This window comes from Fusibacter sp. JL298sf-3, from assembly GCF_053842995.1.
In genome coordinates, this window is the sequence record NZ_CM132608.1 from 3,576,097 (window position 1) to 3,593,542 (window position 17,446).

Sequence of the window (17,446 nt, forward strand, 5' to 3'; positions counted from 1 at the left end):
GCACTTCTGTTATAATGTTAAAGACACTGTGTCAACCTATACCGACGGCCGTTTCGCGGCCGAAGCGGTAGGGGGGTTACCAACAGATAAAGGAGCAAGAAATGAACAACTTACCAAATTGTCCGAAATGCAACTCAGAATACACTTACGAAGACGGTGTGCTTTTGGTCTGTCCTGAATGCGCTTATGAGTGGAATGCCTCTGCAACAGAAGAAGCGGCAGAAGCTGTGATAAAAGATGCCAATGGGAATGTGCTAAACGACGGCGATGCCGTCACCGTCATTCGGGATTTAAAAGTCAAGGGCAGTTCCTCGTCAATTAAAATAGGCACAAAAGTGAAAAACATCCGATTGGTACATGCGTCGAGCGACGGCCATGACATCGAATGTAAGATCGACGGGTTCGGCGCGATGAAACTAAAATCTGAAGTAGTGAAGAAAGCTTAGAGCCGCCTGTTCTCAAAGTGATTTTCCCAATAAAAAACCTCTTCTATATATGTGAAGAGGTTTTTTTATAGACTCTTATGACGCGTCGCCTTATTTTCTATTGCCGGAAAACAGGTACGACACGCCGTTGATAATGACGACGGCTGCCAGAATTTTTGCGAGTGTCGCTACTGCTGTCACCGGTCTGAACAACATGACAACGGCGAAACAAACCCCTAAGACGGCCAAGATGAGTTGCAAGATATGCCACTTGTTGCCGTCTTTGTTTCTAAGAACTGTGACGAGAAAGAAGACGGTGGCGGTTAAGAACGTAAAAATAAAAATCCATAAGATGACTGTTAATGATATAAAGGGCAGGGATAGGATGACGAAGCCGATAATAAAAGAAACCAAGATGTTCCCTATGGGAATCGGTTTGATTTTTTGAACGAGGCAAAAAACCAGCGTGGCAATAGAGCCCGCCAAGTGTACCAGCCCCAAATAGAGTGAGTAGGCAATAATGGTTTCTGCCGGATTGTTCCAGAGGTAAATGCCGAACACGGTGAAAAGCAACCCAATGACGATATGAAAGAATTTGGACATAAATTCTTCTCCTTTCCTCTACGTGCAGTAAGTAGTGATGGTGCATATATTACGTAATGTTAACATATAACCGGCGTGTTGTCAACAAAATAACCTATATATGGTAAAACATGTTATGTGAAGAATGCATTTTCAGATGTTTCATATATGACTTTGAAACACTTACCATTGCACTCGATCGCAAGGCAATAAAATACCGCCGTCTTTTTCGTTTTTTGTTAAAGAGAAAAAGTACGGCGGTAAAATGGCACCTTTATAAAAGGGGCCTGTATGATTTGATTCCAAGTATTCTGGCTTTGTTGGGTTTATCCAACGCGCTGCTTTTCCAAGGGGTTGTTTCGGATATCCCCTCTGAGAGCGGCGCCTTATGGGGTGAGAGAACCCTCCATGTGTTTGTTGCGACAGTGGTTTTTTTTATTGTTCAACTTGTGTTTAGGGCCTTAACCGATGCGTGCATACGGCGACTAGAGGGATAAAGTCCCTTTCAAATTTTGGATAAAAATCTGAAAATTCTCTTGACACCGTGCAAACAACGCGTTAGAATCTCTATTAAGTTAATAGTAGCGTTGAAGAAGAAAAGTAAGTTTGCGTGTATCATCTGAAGAGAGGATTTGACTTGGCTGAAATCGAGTTCATGATCTGCAAAGTGAAGACTGGCTTCTGAGTCTATTCGAGTAAGAGCAGTTGCTCTGAAAAAAATAGCGGTTGCACACGTTAAGTGTTATAAGAGAGTTCCGATTCGGAACTAATTTGGGTGGAACCGCGAGACAGCTCGTCCCATGATTTTAATCATGAGGAGGGGCTTTTTTTATACCCTAAAAACTTAGAGAGGAGGCAAAAAAAATGGCTCATGTAAATGTACGGTTAAAAGACGGCTCAACAAAAGAGGTGGTGAGAGGCACAACAGTCTATGAACTCGCTAAAGCCATTAGTGGTCGATTGGCAAAAGAAGCACTAGTGGCAGAAGTCGACGGTAAATTGGTCGATTTGTCGTATGCAATTACCGACGCCGTTCAAGTGACGTTACATAAGTTTGAAGATGCGCCGGGATGTGAGGCGTTCCGACACACTTCGGCCCATATTTTGGCACAGGCGGTAAAGCGGTTGTATCCCGAGACCCAACTCGCCATTGGTCCTGCTATTCAAGACGGATTTTATTACGATTTCGATTCAGAGCACGTGTTTACTGAGCAGGATTTTGCATTAATTGAACGTGAGATGCATGATATTGTAAAGGAAAACTTGAAGCTAGAACGGTTTGAGTTACCCCGCGACGAGGCGATTGCGTTTATGAAGCGGTCGGGAGAGCACTACAAAGTGGCGTTGATTGAAGCGCTACCAGAGGAGATACCGATTTCTTTTTATAGGCAAGGCACATTTGTGGACTTGTGCGCCGGCGTTCACCTGCCGTCCACTGGAGCTGTTAAAGCCTTTAAGGTACTCGGCGTCGCAGGTGCTTATTGGCGGGGAGAGGCTTCTCACAAGATGTTGCAGAGAATTTACGCCACTTCTTTTCCAAAGGCCGGACTGCTACAAGCCCATCTTACAAAGCTAGAGGAAGCTAAAAATCGCGACCACAGAAAGCTCGGCAAAGAGTTAAAATTGTTTGCAATGATGGAAGAGGGACCGGGATTTCCGTTTTTATTGCCCAAAGGGGTGATTTTAAAAAATCTTCTTTTAGACTACTGGCGGGAGGTGCACTTAAAAGCGGATTATGTTGAAGTGGAAACGCCAATGGTATTGAATCAATCGCTTTGGGAGACGTCGGGTCATTGGGATCACTACAAAGAGAACATGTACACCGTTTCAGTTGACGAGACGGACTACGCTATTAAGCCGATGAACTGCCCAGGCTGTATGCTGATTTACAAGGCGGAGCAGCGGTCTTATCGAGCCTTTCCACTTAGAATTGCAGAAATCGGCCGCGTACACCGACACGAACTTTCGGGGGCCTTACACGGCCTGATGCGCGTAAGAGCTTTTACTCAGGACGACGCACATATTTTTATGATGCCGGAGCAAATACAGGAGGAAATCGTCAACATTGTGCGCTTGCTAGATGAGGTCTACTCGACTTTTGGCTTTGAGTACCACGTGGAACTCTCCACGCGTCCAGAGGCGTCTATGGGGACTGACGAAGAGTGGTCGACAGCGGAAAATGCATTGTCAGGTGCTCTCGACGAACTGAATGTTTCGTATAAAATCAATGCAGGCGATGGCGCATTCTATGGGCCGAAAATCGATTTTCAGATTGAAGATTGTCTCGGCAGAAGGTGGCAGTGCGGCACCATTCAGCTGGATATGCAACTGCCCCGACGGTTTGACCTGTCGTATATTGGTCGCGACGGTGAGAAACACCGCCCAGTTGTTATTCACAGAGTCGTCTTTGGGTCTTTGGAACGCTTTATGGCCAATCTCATTGAAGAGTATGCCGGTAAATTTCCGACTTGGCTCGCGCCGGTTCAGGTTAAAGTCCTCTCCATCGGAGAGCATTTTCTCGCCTATAGCGAAGAAGTCTGCGAACTTCTCAAATCCAAAGGTATTCGGGTGGCACTCGACAATCGAAGTGAGAAAATCGGGTATAAAATTCGGGAAGCTCAGCTTGAAAAAGTGCCTTATATGCTAATCGTCGGTGAAAAAGAGGTAGTGTCCGAAAGCGTATCGGTGCGTTCAAGGGACTCAGGTGATCTAGGCGTGATGACTGTCGGTGCGCTGGGGGAACGACTGCTTGCGGAGATAGGTGCTAGAAGGGGGTTGGGTGAGGTGTGAGTTTAAGAGCAGAGACATTATTTTGCAGTGCTACTGCTCTTAAACTGCTTGCAAGCCCTTATAAATGGGTTACAATGGCATCTAGTTCATTTTGATGATGTTCTGATAGATGGACTCTAGAATGAGAATAAGCATTCTTTAACTCAAAGAGTTCTTGCTGCGATGGCGCGATGAAACTTCTGTTGTATCGCATGAGCCACCGCGTGATTTCGAACGTTATCTGATTATTTGTGACTGGGCGTTGAAGTGCAATAATTTTTAAGTAAGCTACGATGCTTGTCCATTTTGATGCGTAATGAAGGAGATAGGCAATATTCATATAAACGTGTGGCGCAAAATCATCTAGATCGATGAGTTCAAAGAGCTCAATTGCAATTTGCCGAACTTTAACAGGGGCAGACAACAGACGTGTAATTGTTTTAGATTCAACCTCGTCCTCTGAACATAAAAAGTCAATGACATCATCTTTTGATCTTTCTTTATCTAAACGATACAGAGTCGCTACTGCAAGAGTTCTGACAGCCCTTTCTTCATTGTTAAGAAAGGGTTTGATATACTCATAGTCTAAAGTGCTGCAGATATCAGTGAGACCTCGAAATGCGCGAGTGTTTAGACCATGTGCCTTGTATAGGTTCTCTTTATACAACCTCCAAAAGTCTATAGTAGGTTCAAGTTCACGGAGTTTGGTTCGGGCTAGTGCACGAACACTGGATACTTTATCGTAAATTAAGAGTTCGAGCTGGTTTGTAAAGAGACTTTGCTCGATGGTGTTTGAGGCGAGCTCTATGTAAGCAATTTTGCATGGAGCTGCTTTTGACCTTTTGAGAGTTTCTAAAGTTGTGGGGATGTCTATCGCGTCACAGTTCTGACGCGTGTATGCGATACACTTTTTTATAATCACGGGATCTTTAGAGTTTAGTCCGTGCTGTAGGATGGTGTTGAAGTTTGATGTGTCCTGAATGAGAACGTTAAAGAGACTTCTTCTTATTTTAAAATCAGTAGTCGTATGATATTTTAGAAGAAGCATTTTTCGATTTTTTAAATCCAGTAGTGCGGAATTAAGGTGTAATTGTAAATCTAAAAAATTCGATCGTTGCCAGTCTAGCAGGGAATCAAGTAGTGGGAGAACATCAAGTAAACGCTCCAATCCTTTAGAAGTACTTAACAGAAGTTTGATTCCTTTCAAGGCTTCTGCACGAACTTCTGGTACCCAATCGTTGAGTCGCAGTGCTATAAAAGCTGAACTTTGAGAGACTGTAGCGTTTTTTATTAGTCGTAGGGCCAGCTCTCTAAGATAGCCATTACCGCTGAGTGTGAGTAAACAAGTCAGTTCCTCGGCGTACTTGTTTTGCTTAATGCGTGATTGGAGAGTAGGAAAGGACAATCGGTCTAGCCTTAAGTCGAGGTCTATTCCAAAATAAGTGTTTCGAAAGATTTTATCTAAAGACTTTACGTCTTTATAGGTCAGGCTGGTTACAATCGTATGGATAATTGAGCCGGCTTTATCAGCGATTTCCTTGTCTCTATCTAAAGATACCGCCAGTAAAAAAGGACACAGTCTTATATTAAGATGACTTTCCAGTTCATCCAGTAAGAGCAAAATGACTTTTCGATTATTTTGAAATAGGGACCTCTCCCGCAGTTTGATTCCTATTTGTGAAATAAGTGACGTGCTTTCGGCATCTAAAGCTTTTTTGATTTCTACTTGCATTTTAATTTCCCTTTCTTAGTGTATACATTTGACTTAAAGGACTTTTATCTTCAGTATAGACGCTTATCTATAGGCAATCAACAATGGGTTGAAATGTGTAAAAATAATTTAATTGAAGACTGTATTCTATTTCAACAACACAAGTAAAAGGAGGCACAATGCCCATTAAAAAATACGACAAACCCAACAAGACCATCCAGTGCATTCGTCTGCTTAAAATACTTAAATCAAAACAATATGTCAAAAAAGCAGAAATCGCCTACTTGCTCGGAGAAGAGACCACCCGCAACATCAACAATTATAAAAACACCTTATACGATGCCGGCTATCCCATCGCCTACAAATCCGGGAAACACGGCGGGTATTACTTGGAGTTCGACGCCATGTTGCCGAGTATGAAGCCCAATGCATTGGAGCTTAAGGCATTGAGCACCGCTTACGAGTTCTTGCTCAAAGAGAGCCAAGTTCCCCATAAAAACGTTCTTCTCGACTATATCGGCAACGCGCTTTTAGAAAACATAAATGCTGATACCCCACAATAGCCTAAAATAGGACAATTGAGCAGGTGTATAGGCAATTTTGGTGTTTACTTGGTGTTTAAAGATAATAAAGGATAAGACATTTTATGAAACGAAAGTCAGTAGTACCAATGCTTTAAACAGTGTATCAATGTACTTGTTTTTGGTGTTTGTTTTTCATGATGATAGTTTAAATCCGTTGACATCACTAGTTTATTGGGGTACAATGAGAGCGGGCTGTTACGTCAATTTGTTGCCATTGATTTCGTTGAGGAAAGGAGATTTTAGTTGATGAATTTAGATAATTATTCAAAAATAAGTAAAGAATATGAAAAATCTCTAGACTCGGGTTTTAAAAAGGAAAATGGTATTTTTTATACTGATATTGAATTGTCCGAAAAAATTATTAGGTTTTTAAATATACCTACTAGTGCTACTGTTATAGACCCCTGTTGTGGCACTGGTAGTTTTTTAATTTCTGCAAAACGATTAGGGTACTCTTCGATTTATGGTGCAGACATAGATAAGAATGCTATTGTGATTGCAAAAAATAAATATGACATTGAAAATATAAGTATTATAAATACATTAGGCAATAGTGGTCAACAAACGTTGAAGCAATTTGGGTTAAAAGAACCCTTTGATTTTGTCATTGGTAATCCACCTTATGCTCCTATTGCTAAAGATATTGTTATTGATACTTCTGATTATTTATTTTTAAGAAATGTTAAAGACTCAGGAAGTAATTTATTTGTAGCCGCATTATTTAGATCATTTGAACTTGCAAAATCAAATGGAACGATTTCGTACATTGTACCTAAAAATTTGCTTCATGTGTCTTCATATGCTTTACTACGAAAAACTATTTTAAATGAAAAAAGAATCATTTCAATCATTGATATTGGTAGATATTTTAAAAGTGTTAGAGGTGAACAGATTATACTTATATTGGAAAACCGATTTTTGGAAAATAATAGTATTTCTATGTATAAATACGAAAACAATGAATTTATTAAAAAACTTGAAGTGTCTCAGAATTTTTATAAAGATGAAATTTTACTATTTGATAGTGAGGAAGATTTTAAAATTTACAAGGCATTAGAGGGAACTTATAAAAAATTTAGTGATATATGTACTGGCTATGTTGGAAGGGGAAAATCCAAAGAAAAAACTGCAATTGTAGGGAAAGAAATTCGGAAGTTTTCTTTCAAAAATACACCTGTTCCCATGAAAGGAAACAAAGTATTCATACAAAATATCTATAGTGCCGAAGCTGGCATTATTGCAAGTTTTGCAGGGGATTTAGAAGCGTCTGAAACAGTGACGGTTTTTACTGATGGTGATGAAAAAATGTGTCGTTATATGGTGGGGGTTCTTCATTCAAGGCTGTGTAACTACTATTTATTAAAGTTTTGTTTTAACAATTCAAGATTAACTATGCACACAGATGCAAAATACTTGAAAAAACTACCATTGATTATTGAGGACACTACTTTTTCTAAAATAATCAGCATTGTTAAAACTTTGGAAAGTGTTGAATACATGGGGGATTCATGGTTTGAAATGGTTGAATCTTTAAATGAATTGATATATGAAACGTATAAAATTGACAAAAAAGAACAAATTTACATTGATAATCAAATGAAAAACATACAATCTCAGAGGTGGAATAATGATAAACGAAGACAAGAAATGCAATAATCTAACTGGAAAAGAATGGTTGCAAAATTCTTTTAGTATATGGAGAGATTTAATAAAAACCAAGGAAGAAAAAGATTTAAAACACCCAGCGTCATACCCTGTTTCATTGTGCGAAAAGCTAATTAGAACATTCTCAAAAGATGGATGTTCTGTGCTAGACCCTTTTAATGGAACAGGATCAACTCTTGTTGCAGCACACAATCTTAATAGACCAGCAACAGGAATCGATTTGTCAGAAGAATTTTGCAATATTGCTTATCAACGAGTGGGTCATGATGATAATATTAACATTTTGAATGGGGATAGTTTTATAGAATTAGAAAAACTTGAAGAAAAATCTTTTGATTTATGTGTCACTTCGCCACCTTACTGGGACATTCTGAATATGAAGCGTAGTGTTGATGGTAAAGAAGCGGTAAATTATTCTGAAAAAGAAAATGATATGGGGAATATACCTAATTACAAAGAGTTTGTTGAAAGATTAGGTGAGCTTTTTGCAAAAGTTAATAGGGTATTAAAACCTGGAGCATACTGTTTGGTAAATGTAATGGATATTAGAAAAAAGAGTGAATTTTACCCATTGCACAGTGATTTAGCGACTGAATTGCAAAAACATGGATATATTTTTGATGACATTATTATTTGGGATAGGCAACAAGATTACAATAATATGCGTCCATTAGGATATCCATATAAATATAGAATTAATAAGGTTCATGAGTATATTTTGATTTTTATAAAAAAATAGGATGGTGTTTTTAGATGAGCAAAAACAATGATTTCTTAACTTTTTTAAAAGAAAATAATCAAGAAATATTTATTGATGTTGAAGGTAGACGGGATAAGATACAAAAATTTATAAGTAAATACAATGATAAGTACAACGAATCTATTGAAATTGGTGATGAAGGAATTTGCTTGCTAAGTGATACCGTAGATAAATGGAGTATTGAACTTAGAATTTACTTTAATGACTTAACACATATGCCAGATTATTGGAGGGAGAGGAAGTATAAAAATAAGAAATATCGTTCAGACGAATTTGGTTATAGATTAGATGATAACAAACTAATGTGGTTTCTTTTCGATGATGGATATCGATTGGGATATAACTAAATTTATTCGATAAAGTCATTTGGTGTCAAATACGATGAAGATACTATTATTGGGGATAGGCAGAAAGACTATAATAATATGCGCCCATTAAGGTATTCATATAAATATAGAATTAATAAGGTCGAGGGGTATGATTTGATTTTTATAAAAAATAGACCAGCTAATAAAAGACAATTGTTGAATTCAAGTTTTTTTGAGAAAATGATTCTAGAAAAAAAGGTATAATAAAGCTAACCATTTGAAAATCCTAACAATGGATTGCTTAAAAGGTTTTAGTTTGAATAATTATTACGCTACAAGTTTCAATGGTGTTTCTTTAGCTTGACGCCAAGTTTGATAATCTTCCGGGCTCCTTAAAGTAAAAGATTTTTCGTCACGGAGAACCGCAAAGATATAGTTTAAAAGTTTGTGCATAACGGCAACAAGCGCCACTTTCTTTTTCTTGTTTTCACATTTTTTATGGTAGTAGTCTCTAAGAATCGGATTGATGGCATCCCCCTTGCGGGTTGTCCTGATGGATGCTAGGGCAGCGGTGAATAGAACCCTTCTACCGAAACGTGTACCACGCTTTGAAATTTTGTTTCTATCGCCATTAAATTTGCCTGATTGGTTAACACTTGGGTCTATCCCGAAAAATGCTACAAAGGCTTTTGGAGAGTCAAACTTTGAAAAGTCACCAATCTCAGCAATAAGCGTTACCGCAGTAAGAAAACCAATACCGGGCATTTCTTCGAGAAGCTCGATGTAACGGCGTTCTTTATCCGGGAAATCTGAGCTGTGGATCATCGTTTTAAGCTGCTTGATGATACCGTCAAGTCTGTTTTGGAAACTTTCTATATTTTCCACATATGCCTTGATTTTAAGGCTTAGGATGTCAAATTCCATAGGCATAGACAGTGCATATTCAGTAATTTCAAGTAGTACTTCAACTTTTTTCATGGCCCAAGAAACAGTCTTGCGGCTGATTTTAGAAATCATTAAGGCTAATTCATTCGGATCCGCTTCTGAAAGAGACCTCGGAGATGGATATCTTTTAAGAATCTCTAAAGAAGCTTTACCAAAGGGGTTGCCAAAGACGTCTATATATCCTAGAAACAAAAGATATAGGTCTGTACAGAGCCGATTTTTCATCTCAGTGAGCATATCTGACATCGCATAATATTCACGACTCATCATGCGAAGCGCGAGAATTTGAGGCTCTGGGACAAGAGAGTACTTTACTTCTTGAAATTTTGCGAGTCTTGCGATAGATTCTGCATCTTTTGCATCATTTTTCACTTTTCTTAAGTCGAAATTCTTGGTAGAATGTACACATAGAGGATTAAGGACAAATCCTTTGAGGTCATTCGATCTCAGGAAAAAGAAGAGTGGTAAATGAAAGATACCCGTAGATTCTACGAAGTAGATGGGCTTTTGTTTTAACCGCTCTTCTTCTTTTTTGAGAATCTCAAGAAGTTTGTTGAAGCCTTTTGGATTGTGATCAATCCTGAATGGCTTACGAATAAGAGACCCACTTGGTTCAAGCATTGCAACCACAGAGAACTCTGAGGATACGTCGATTCCGACGACAAAATCATTAATAAATTTGGACAAAGTAACACAACCTTTCAGTTTTATGATGAATCAGAGCATCCACTAAATGAAGAACGCCAAATAACCTTGCATTTGAAACGGGTAACTCTAGATAGAGACCCAACCAGCCGGGATGCTTGGGTGAGCAGTAACCGAAGGTTACGACCAGCCTAAACATAGAATCGTCCTTGTGGAGTGACACGCTAATTTACGGATAAGTCTTCATAAAGAAGGATCCAGGAGGTACGCACATCTATCTCTCTGACAAAGAGATTATAGCACGATGTTTAGTAAAATCAAGGTAAGGTGTCTGTGATTCATCTGAACTATAGATTTGAAATTATCAAAGAACATTCGGGGTTGGGTTTTAACCCTATCTTTATCTTACAAGGAGGTGTTTTATGAAACTATCGTTCGGTGAAAGAAATTGGGTCATTTTTGACTCGGAATCAGATTTTTTTGTTAGTTTAGGCTTTTTAAGCAATAACAAGAGAGGTGTTTATATTTCAAGCGAAACTTCTTCAAATCGTTGGGGGGCTGAACTTAGAATTTGGATAGAGGATGCGACTAATATGCCTATTCCATTAGCTAATGCGGATAGTAAAGGTTTAAATTCATATGAGAGAAGAATTAATTGCAATGAGTATGTTCATTATATAGTTTCTAATTTTGGATTTAATGCTGGGAAATATCAAAATAGTAATTTTATTCGCAGTATAGTAGCCATCAATTTTCCAGTGTATTTACAAGATTTTGATTTTGGATATAACATATAAATTAATTTTATTAAGCTTTTATTCTAAAAACTGACATGATTTTATCTTCTTTATTATTTTAATGGGATATTCAAGATTTCAAGGGTATTCGAATGTTAAGATAACTCTATAAAAATGGTTTCAATAAAATTTGTTAACATATTTTGAGTTTTATAAAAAATACTAGGAGTTTATTTATGGTTACTTTAAGGGGGACATTAAGTAAAAGAGGTTATGGTTATAATAGTATTTTTGGTAGTAGAGCTGAAGACATTTATTTTAAGTCCACAGAAGACTTGTGTTTTTCTTTAGGATATATATTAAAAAAAGTTAGCCGAATAGATGCAGAGATACCAGAAGATAGAAATACTATTTTAAGTAATATAGTTCCCAACTATTCTATCACACAAGGGTTCACTTCTGGTGGAAATGATATGAAATGGGCACCACAATATAGAATTTATTTTCATTCGATAAATGCTATTCCTTTGCCACTTAGAAGAAGATTACAAAATGACAATCAAATGAGAATTACGGGTAGTTTGTTTGTTGAAGCGTGTATGTACATTGGTTTTAATCCAGGAAGCATACAAGATAGTGATTTAATTTTAGAGGTTATCAGAGAAGTTTTCAGTGATGATGAGCAACAGGCTTTTTTTGATGGATATAATGTAATGTGAGGTGAATTATTTTGAATATAGAAATGGCATACCTATTAGGTATGATTTGTGGAAATGGAGAAATACAAAGAACCACTTTAGACACAATCGTATCTATTGATATACCACATAAAAAATTACAAACGGATGAAATACATGATATTAAGCTTTATGTTAAAGCCAGTATTGCTGATATTAGAACAATTATTGAGCCTTTAGTAGGGGCGGGACTAAATTTTATTCAAAACAAATCTTCAACGGTATTATCGTTTACAAAACCTAACACAGATTACCTTGTTAGAGAAATAAACAGATTTATTGGAAATGCTGTTTCTCATAATGATATTAGGATACATGAAGATTTGTTTGAATGTACCTTTGATGAGCGAAAACAATTCATCAAAGGGTTTGCTGATGTGACTGGTTATATAAGAAGAAGCAATATGTATTTTAAAAAGTTTGAACATAGAGTGTATTTTGAAATACCACATAATTGGCAATTAGTAGTTGATATATGTAACTTGCTTAAATCAATTGATATTCCAGTACAAACTATAGATTGGGCACATCCTAATATGAGAGATGGAAACTTGAATGCTTATAATGCAGGAAAACCAAATTTTTGGAAAAAGGAACATCAAATAAAAATATGGGCAAATGAGTTCATACCTGTAGGATTTGGAATTATTCATAAGCAACAGGCTTTGGAGATGTTTTCAGAAGAACTTATTGCTGGCTATAAGAGTTTAAATAAAGATCCAAATGAAAAAACACATAAATATTATTGGGAGTCAAAAAGAAAATCAAAAAAAGTAAAACCCTTTCATCCTGGGGAAACTGATGAATTTATACCTATTGGAATCAGAGGGAAACACTTTGACTCGTGGTCTGGAATTGCTAAGGAATTAGGTTATGTCGAATAAAATTAATGTGAAGAGTGAATTTGAACTTTATCAGCCAATGCGTATATGGTTGCACCGTTACTTAGAGGATAAATATAAAGGCTTTGAAGTAATCACTATTGATGCACATTCAGAAAGACTAGATAGAACTTTAATGAAGCTAGATATTGTAAATGACCTAGCAACAGGTGTGGATATTCAGATAGATATATTAGGAGTAGCTCGAAAAAAAAATATTGTAAAATTGTTTTTTATAGAAGCTAAAAAAACAAATTTAACTTTAAGAGATTTAGGGCAACTATGGTCTTATTGCAAACTCATTAATCCAGAGGAAGCATTTTTAATGACTTCTGCTGAATTAGGTAGTTTGAATAAATTGCTAAATACATTTAGACGTGAAGATTTGCTTGATTTTGGTGATGGTAAATGCATAAAAAAAATGAAGGTAGCTTTATGGAATATAAGTACTAATTCACCAGATTTGACAAGTATTATACCGAAGTTGTGAAAATATAATATTTATGAAACACTTGCATGATATTAAAATTAAAATCAAAAAAAGATTATTAAAATGCAAAAATCTAAAACAGTATATGCAAATCAAAGTAAGAATATTATTTTGAGAAAATTGAGGTTAAAATGAAAATTGAAAAGCTATTAGAAGATATTGGACTTGAATTTAAAATTATAGATGAATTAAATGGGAGTAAGATTATTAAAGTTATTAATAAAATCCATATTTGCTTTATAAGTCGAAAAGGAAATCAATTTATTGTTGATAGAGATACTTTTGATTATTTGGATTTAAATATGTTACCTTATTGCTTATTACTTAATGATACAATTCAAAATAAATTTTACTATATTCCTTTAAATAAGGAAAATAATTGGGTTAAATCTTGCTTTGCATCTTGTGACAAAGAGGAAATATATCTCGGAAAGCAAGTTTTAAATCAGCAGATTGATTTTCAAGAATTAAGAGATAAATTGTGTAAATATAAATAAAATCAATTTATTTAAATACACGAGAATATGATTTTTAAAAATATTTAGATGTTATATATTGCAAAATATTACTATATAAGTTAAATTAAGATTTTATAGTAAAGATCCGATAACTAATAGGACGACAAACTATGTGAGGATGACTAAAATGAGTAGACGTAAACTATTGAGACCGGATTAAAAAGAAGAACTTCTTCAGGTAATGAAAAAAGCAAAAATAAGCCGTGAATATCGTCGAATACAAGCTATATACTTGTACGGGACCAGAGAGGTCACTAAAAAAATTGCTGAAATTACCTAGTATGAATAAAATCAATTAACACAACGTTTTGTATATGGTATAATACTCTTAGAAAAGAGGACTTTTATATGCCAAATAGAATTAAGCCAATACGTTTAACTGAAGAAGAAAAAATGGAATTAGAAAATGTTTTAAAACAGCCTACATTAGAAGCAAGAATGCATTGTCGAGCAAAAATTCTTTTATTAAAAAACGATTCTAAATCTAATGAGTTCATAGCAGACAAATTAGATGTATCAGTAGCTACAGTGAGATTATGCATAAAAAAATTCAAAGATGGTGGTGTCCAAGAGGCATTAGCTGATACTTCTGGTCGTGGTAGAAAAACCGAGATTACAGACGCAGATATTACTTGGATAATAGATCAAGCTTGTATAAAACCCAAAGATTTAGGTTATGAGTTAGAACTATGGTATCCGCAGGCTTTTAAGAGACATATTAACTCAAAAGCTGAAGAAGCTGGATATCCACGATTAGCTACTATATCTGAACCTAAGATTCGTACAATCCTTAAAGAAGCTAAGTTACGTCCCTTTACAGTCTCTTATTATTGCGAAAAAAGAGATCCAAAATTTGAAGAAAAAATGCACAATGTTTTAGTTGTTTATAAACAAGTTTCAATGCAGTTTGATGAAGATGGCAATCTAATTCCTTTCGAGGGTAAAGTCGTTCATACAATATCTTATGACGAAAAACCTGGCATGCAAGCGATAGAGTCAAAGGCGAAGGATTTGCCACCCATGCCAAATACACATAAGAATAGTACGGTAATGAGAGACTATGAATACATTAGACATGGTACGCTTTCTTTATTAGGTGGCATAGATTTGTTAACTGGTGAAGTGATTCCTTTGATAAGCAAAACACATAAAAGCTCAGATTTTGTGAATTTCTTAAAACGATTAGATAGCAAATATCCCAGTGGAGATAAAATACGTATAGTATTAGATAGTCACTCCGCACATACGTCAAAAGAAACACAAAGCTACTTAAATACAATACCAGGTAGATTTCAATTTGTATTTACTCCAACTCACGGCTCATGGCTCAATTTAGTTGAGGGCTTCTTTAGTAAGCTTACGAAGCAAATGCTTAAAGGCATTAGGGTATCAAGTTCTGAAGAATTAGAATTACGAATTTATAAATACATCGATGAAATAAACAAGGATCCAATACCTTATAAATGGTCCTACAAATTAGATGAAATTAACCTTGCTGATGAGAATATAGATGAAATTGTTTATGAAGTTGTCAATCTTAAAGCAGCAACCAAAGAAAACAAAAACAAACGTGCACCTGAACCTATTAAAAGAGGGCGTAAAAATAAAACTGAAACTAATAGTTAATTTGTTTGAACCATACTAGTTAACGCCTGTGACAATATATAGACTCTACACGAACTATAGAAGTCATGATCTTTCTTCAATCCCCGATGCACCAAGAGAAGGTAGACCCAGTCGATTGAGCTCTGAACAAAAAGCAGAATTGAAAGATATGATTTTAAATAAAACACCTACAGAAGTAGGATTTCCGGCGAACTTTAACTGGACAGCAAAACTTATTCAAGAATACATTTTAAGAGCATACAAGCTTCCTGTATAATTTAAATAGGTCAAGCGATTGACAAAGAAAAACACCTCAAGTAAATTTAGATTATTACTGACCAGGCAGTTAGTAAAAAATCAAAAAAAACGAGAGGTGTCTAATATGAATTCTAAAGGTAAAAAAGTTAAAAATCAAGTAGCTACATCAAACATCTTCAAGCATCGAGAAATTATATTGAGAACAGAGGCTATAAAAAATAATCTGAAAGCATCGACATGGCGTGAGTTGGAAACCCAGGGTAAGTTCGACAAAAATGAAAAACTGACTTTTATCAGTGATGACATGCTTATTCTAGGATGCGATATAGGCAGTGAAACACACTATTTAAGAGCTATTGATACTCGTGGGAGAGAACTTAGTAAATCGGCATTTTCTTTTAGCAATACACATGCTGGTTTTGAAAGTGCCAAAGAATGGGCAGTTGAGATAGCGACGGAGAATAGAAAAGAACAGATTGTAATGGGATTAGAACCAACGGGACACTACTGGCTTTGCCTAGCAACATGGATGATTTCTAATGGTATAAGCGTTGTTCAGGTTAATCCCCATGCAGTGAAGCAAACAAAAGAAATAGAGGATAATAGCCAGCGTAAGGATGATATCAAGGATCCTAAACTCATTGCAAATCTTGTTAAAGATGGTAACTTTGGCATGCCCTATCTTCCTGAAAAACTGTATGCAGACCTCAGACGTTTATCAATGTTTAGGGATCAACTGAATGAAGATAGGATTAGAACTCTCAATAGGCTTCACCGTGAGATGAAAATCTATTTTCCAGAGTATAAAGCCGCTTTGGGGAAGTTTGATGGCCCGTTCAGCTTATTGCTACTAAAAACAGCACCATTTCCAGATGACCTAGTTTTATTAGGCGCAGATAGCATAAGACAGATTTGGCATCATGCTAAGCTAAGGGGACGGGGCTATAGCAGAGCCGATGACATCTTGAAACATGCCTGTGCGAGTGTTGGTTTGAAAGAGGGTGTAAATGCCAGCAAAATGGCTGTAAAATGGTTTGTAGAAAGGATTATTGATCTAGACGAGCAACTTGCAGAGGTTGAGGATCAACTCAATCAAAAATGCATGGAAATCCCATATGCCAAGAACATCCTTGAAATATCAGGCATTGGAATCAATACACTGTCTGGAATACTAGCAGAGATGGGTGATCTATCGCGGTTTAGTGATGTAAAGGAGATACAGAAAATGAGTGGTTTAGCACTTGTGACGTGTAGCTCGGGTAAGCACAAAGGAAAAACCAAGAACAGTCATAGAGGGCGCAAACGGCTTAAATATTGGTTATTCCAAGCAGCTAGGTGTGTAGTGATCCATTCGGATGAATTCAAAGAGGTTCATGCGTACTATACCACAGGATCAGAAAATCCGCTTAAAAAGATGCAGTCGCTGATAGTCATTGCCTGTAAGGTGCTTCGAGTGATTTACACAATGCTTATAAAAGGCTCGGTGTATGACGCAAAGAAAATGAAAGCGGATATCAAGCGACCAAGTAAACTCCAAGTCGTTGCCGCATAAATAGAAACAAGAAAATAGTAAAATCAATCTAGGCCCGTGCTGGAATTCAGAAAATCTGGATTCGAGCAGGGTTCTGGAAAGCAATCCTATTCATGATGAAGTAGCCAAAGGTACTTTATCCGAAAAATGACTAACCGAGAGAATCAAGGTGTCGCGTCCACTGAATATCAGATCCTTGAAGATCAAGCGGGTCAGTAAAATCAAAATTAAACAAGAGCTGTAGCTGGCAGTAGTTTTCTCCTTAGGGCATGATCCTGAATACAAGCTTAGCCGG

General features: G+C 36.6%; 17 protein-coding genes and 1 other annotated feature. Of the genes, 14 read left to right on the forward strand and 3 right to left on the reverse strand.

What is annotated here, in order from left to right; translation table 11 throughout:
• Nucleotides 1-101 precede the first annotated feature (101 nt).
• Nucleotides 102-446 carry a zinc ribbon domain-containing protein YjdM gene (locus tag ACR6HW_RS16985; RefSeq protein ID WP_455728867.1) on the forward strand — a complete coding sequence of 115 codons (345 nt, stop codon included), beginning with the start codon at nt 102-104 and terminating at the stop codon, nt 444-446.
• Nucleotides 447-536: 90 nt separating this feature from the next.
• Here ACR6HW_RS16985 and ACR6HW_RS16990 read toward each other — a convergent pair whose 3' ends face one another.
• Nucleotides 537-1,028 carry a DUF308 domain-containing protein gene (locus ACR6HW_RS16990; protein WP_455728868.1) on the reverse strand — a complete coding sequence of 164 codons (492 nt, stop codon included), beginning with the start codon at nt 1,026-1,028 and terminating at the stop codon, nt 537-539.
• 557 nt (nt 1,029-1,585) lie between these two features.
• Nucleotides 1,586-1,811: a binding site (T-box leader), on the forward strand.
• Nucleotides 1,812-1,871: 60 nt separating this feature from the next.
• Here ACR6HW_RS16990 and thrS point away from each other — a divergent pair.
• Nucleotides 1,872-3,797 carry a threonine--tRNA ligase gene (gene thrS / locus ACR6HW_RS16995; RefSeq protein WP_455728869.1) on the forward strand — a complete coding sequence of 642 codons (1,926 nt, stop codon included), beginning with the start codon at nt 1,872-1,874 and terminating at the stop codon, nt 3,795-3,797.
• A 58-nt stretch (nt 3,798-3,855) separates the two neighbouring features.
• Here the strand turns inward: thrS and ACR6HW_RS17000 are convergent, their stop codons facing one another.
• Nucleotides 3,856-5,508 carry a hypothetical protein gene (locus ACR6HW_RS17000; protein WP_455728870.1) on the reverse strand — a complete coding sequence of 551 codons (1,653 nt, stop codon included), beginning with the start codon at nt 5,506-5,508 and terminating at the stop codon, nt 3,856-3,858.
• A gap of 158 nt (nt 5,509-5,666) precedes the next feature.
• Here ACR6HW_RS17000 and ACR6HW_RS17005 point away from each other — a divergent pair, with 158 nt between their 5' ends.
• The 4 genes from ACR6HW_RS17005 (at nt 5,667) to ACR6HW_RS17020 (ending at nt 8,843) form a co-directional block, all read left to right on the forward strand.
• The gene (locus ACR6HW_RS17005; protein ID WP_455728871.1) at nt 5,667-6,050 is read left to right on the forward strand and encodes a hypothetical protein; all 384 of its coding nucleotides are present in this window, start codon (nt 5,667-5,669) and stop codon (nt 6,048-6,050) included.
• A gap of 267 nt (nt 6,051-6,317) precedes the next feature.
• Nucleotides 6,318-7,727, forward strand: coding sequence for an HsdM family class I SAM-dependent methyltransferase (locus tag ACR6HW_RS17010; protein WP_455728872.1), 1,410 nt, complete (start codon nt 6,318-6,320; stop codon nt 7,725-7,727).
• On the forward strand, nt 7,699-8,475 hold the full coding sequence (locus ACR6HW_RS17015; RefSeq protein WP_455728873.1) for a DNA methyltransferase: 777 nt from the start codon (nt 7,699-7,701) through the stop codon (nt 8,473-8,475). Before ACR6HW_RS17010 ends, ACR6HW_RS17015 begins: the two co-directional genes overlap by 29 nt.
• Nucleotides 8,476-8,489: 14 nt before the next feature.
• Nucleotides 8,490-8,843 (forward strand): hypothetical protein, encoded by a 354-nt coding sequence (locus ACR6HW_RS17020; RefSeq protein WP_455728874.1) that lies wholly within the window; start codon nt 8,490-8,492, stop codon nt 8,841-8,843.
• Between the two features lie 288 nt (nt 8,844-9,131).
• Here ACR6HW_RS17020 and ACR6HW_RS17025 read toward each other — a convergent pair whose 3' ends face one another.
• Complete coding sequence (locus tag ACR6HW_RS17025) at nt 9,132-10,436, reverse strand: IS110 family RNA-guided transposase (protein ID WP_455728875.1); 1,305 nt, start codon at nt 10,434-10,436, stop codon at nt 9,132-9,134.
• Nucleotides 10,437-10,816: 380 nt separating this feature from the next.
• Between ACR6HW_RS17025 and ACR6HW_RS17030 the strand changes: the two genes are divergently transcribed.
• The 8 genes from ACR6HW_RS17030 to ACR6HW_RS17065 all read left to right on the forward strand — a co-directional run bounded on the left by ACR6HW_RS17030 (nt 10,817) and on the right by ACR6HW_RS17065 (nt 17,172).
• A complete protein-coding gene (locus ACR6HW_RS17030; protein WP_455728876.1) occupies nt 10,817-11,191 on the forward strand; it encodes a hypothetical protein in 375 nt (124 codons plus the stop codon).
• A 176-nt stretch (nt 11,192-11,367) separates the two neighbouring features.
• A complete protein-coding gene (locus tag ACR6HW_RS17035; RefSeq protein WP_455728877.1) occupies nt 11,368-11,850 on the forward strand; it encodes a hypothetical protein in 483 nt (160 codons plus the stop codon).
• 11 nt (nt 11,851-11,861) lie between these two features.
• Nucleotides 11,862-12,752: a hypothetical protein gene (locus tag ACR6HW_RS17040; protein WP_455728878.1), complete on the forward strand. Its 891-nt coding sequence runs from the start codon at nt 11,862-11,864 to the stop codon at nt 12,750-12,752.
• The gene (locus tag ACR6HW_RS17045) at nt 12,742-13,239 is read left to right on the forward strand and encodes a hypothetical protein (protein WP_455728879.1); all 498 of its coding nucleotides are present in this window, start codon (nt 12,742-12,744) and stop codon (nt 13,237-13,239) included. The genes ACR6HW_RS17040 and ACR6HW_RS17045 overlap by 11 nt, the downstream gene beginning before the upstream one ends.
• 131 nt (nt 13,240-13,370) lie before the next feature.
• A complete protein-coding gene (locus tag ACR6HW_RS17050) occupies nt 13,371-13,736 on the forward strand; it encodes a hypothetical protein (RefSeq protein ID WP_455728880.1) in 366 nt (121 codons plus the stop codon).
• A 369-nt stretch (nt 13,737-14,105) separates the two neighbouring features.
• On the forward strand, nt 14,106-15,383 hold the full coding sequence (locus ACR6HW_RS17055) for an IS630 family transposase (protein WP_455728881.1): 1,278 nt from the start codon (nt 14,106-14,108) through the stop codon (nt 15,381-15,383).
• A gap of 28 nt (nt 15,384-15,411) precedes the next feature.
• Nucleotides 15,412-15,639 carry a helix-turn-helix domain-containing protein gene (locus ACR6HW_RS17060; protein ID WP_455728882.1) on the forward strand — a complete coding sequence of 76 codons (228 nt, stop codon included), beginning with the start codon at nt 15,412-15,414 and terminating at the stop codon, nt 15,637-15,639.
• A gap of 105 nt (nt 15,640-15,744) precedes the next feature.
• Complete coding sequence (locus ACR6HW_RS17065; RefSeq protein ID WP_455728883.1) at nt 15,745-17,172, forward strand: IS110 family RNA-guided transposase; 1,428 nt, start codon at nt 15,745-15,747, stop codon at nt 17,170-17,172.
• Nucleotides 17,173-17,446 lie beyond the last annotated feature (274 nt).

Bases quoted from the DNA above. Each gene is read 5' to 3' on its own strand.
- thrS (WP_455728869.1), top strand. From the start codon at position 1,872: ATGGCTCATGTAAATGTACGGTTAAAAGACGGCTCAACAAAAGAGGTG.
- ACR6HW_RS17020 (WP_455728874.1), top strand. From the start codon at position 8,490: ATGAGCAAAAACAATGATTTCTTAACTTTTTTAAAAGAAAATAATCAA.
- ACR6HW_RS17000 (WP_455728870.1), bottom strand. From the start codon at position 5,508: ATGCAAGTAGAAATCAAAAAAGCTTTAGATGCCGAAAGCACGTCACTT.
- ACR6HW_RS16985 (WP_455728867.1), top strand. From the start codon at position 102: ATGAACAACTTACCAAATTGTCCGAAATGCAACTCAGAATACACTTAC.
- ACR6HW_RS17015 (WP_455728873.1), top strand. From the start codon at position 7,699: ATGATAAACGAAGACAAGAAATGCAATAATCTAACTGGAAAAGAATGG.
- ACR6HW_RS17030 (WP_455728876.1), top strand. From the start codon at position 10,817: ATGAAACTATCGTTCGGTGAAAGAAATTGGGTCATTTTTGACTCGGAA.
- ACR6HW_RS16990 (WP_455728868.1), bottom strand. From the start codon at position 1,028: ATGTCCAAATTCTTTCATATCGTCATTGGGTTGCTTTTCACCGTGTTC.
- ACR6HW_RS17010 (WP_455728872.1), top strand. From the start codon at position 6,318: ATGAATTTAGATAATTATTCAAAAATAAGTAAAGAATATGAAAAATCT.
- ACR6HW_RS17045 (WP_455728879.1), top strand. From the start codon at position 12,742: ATGTCGAATAAAATTAATGTGAAGAGTGAATTTGAACTTTATCAGCCA.
- ACR6HW_RS17005 (WP_455728871.1), top strand. From the start codon at position 5,667: ATGCCCATTAAAAAATACGACAAACCCAACAAGACCATCCAGTGCATT.
- ACR6HW_RS17055 (WP_455728881.1), top strand. From the start codon at position 14,106: ATGCCAAATAGAATTAAGCCAATACGTTTAACTGAAGAAGAAAAAATG.
- ACR6HW_RS17065 (WP_455728883.1), top strand. From the start codon at position 15,745: ATGAATTCTAAAGGTAAAAAAGTTAAAAATCAAGTAGCTACATCAAAC.
- ACR6HW_RS17050 (WP_455728880.1), top strand. From the start codon at position 13,371: ATGAAAATTGAAAAGCTATTAGAAGATATTGGACTTGAATTTAAAATT.
- ACR6HW_RS17035 (WP_455728877.1), top strand. From the start codon at position 11,368: ATGGTTACTTTAAGGGGGACATTAAGTAAAAGAGGTTATGGTTATAAT.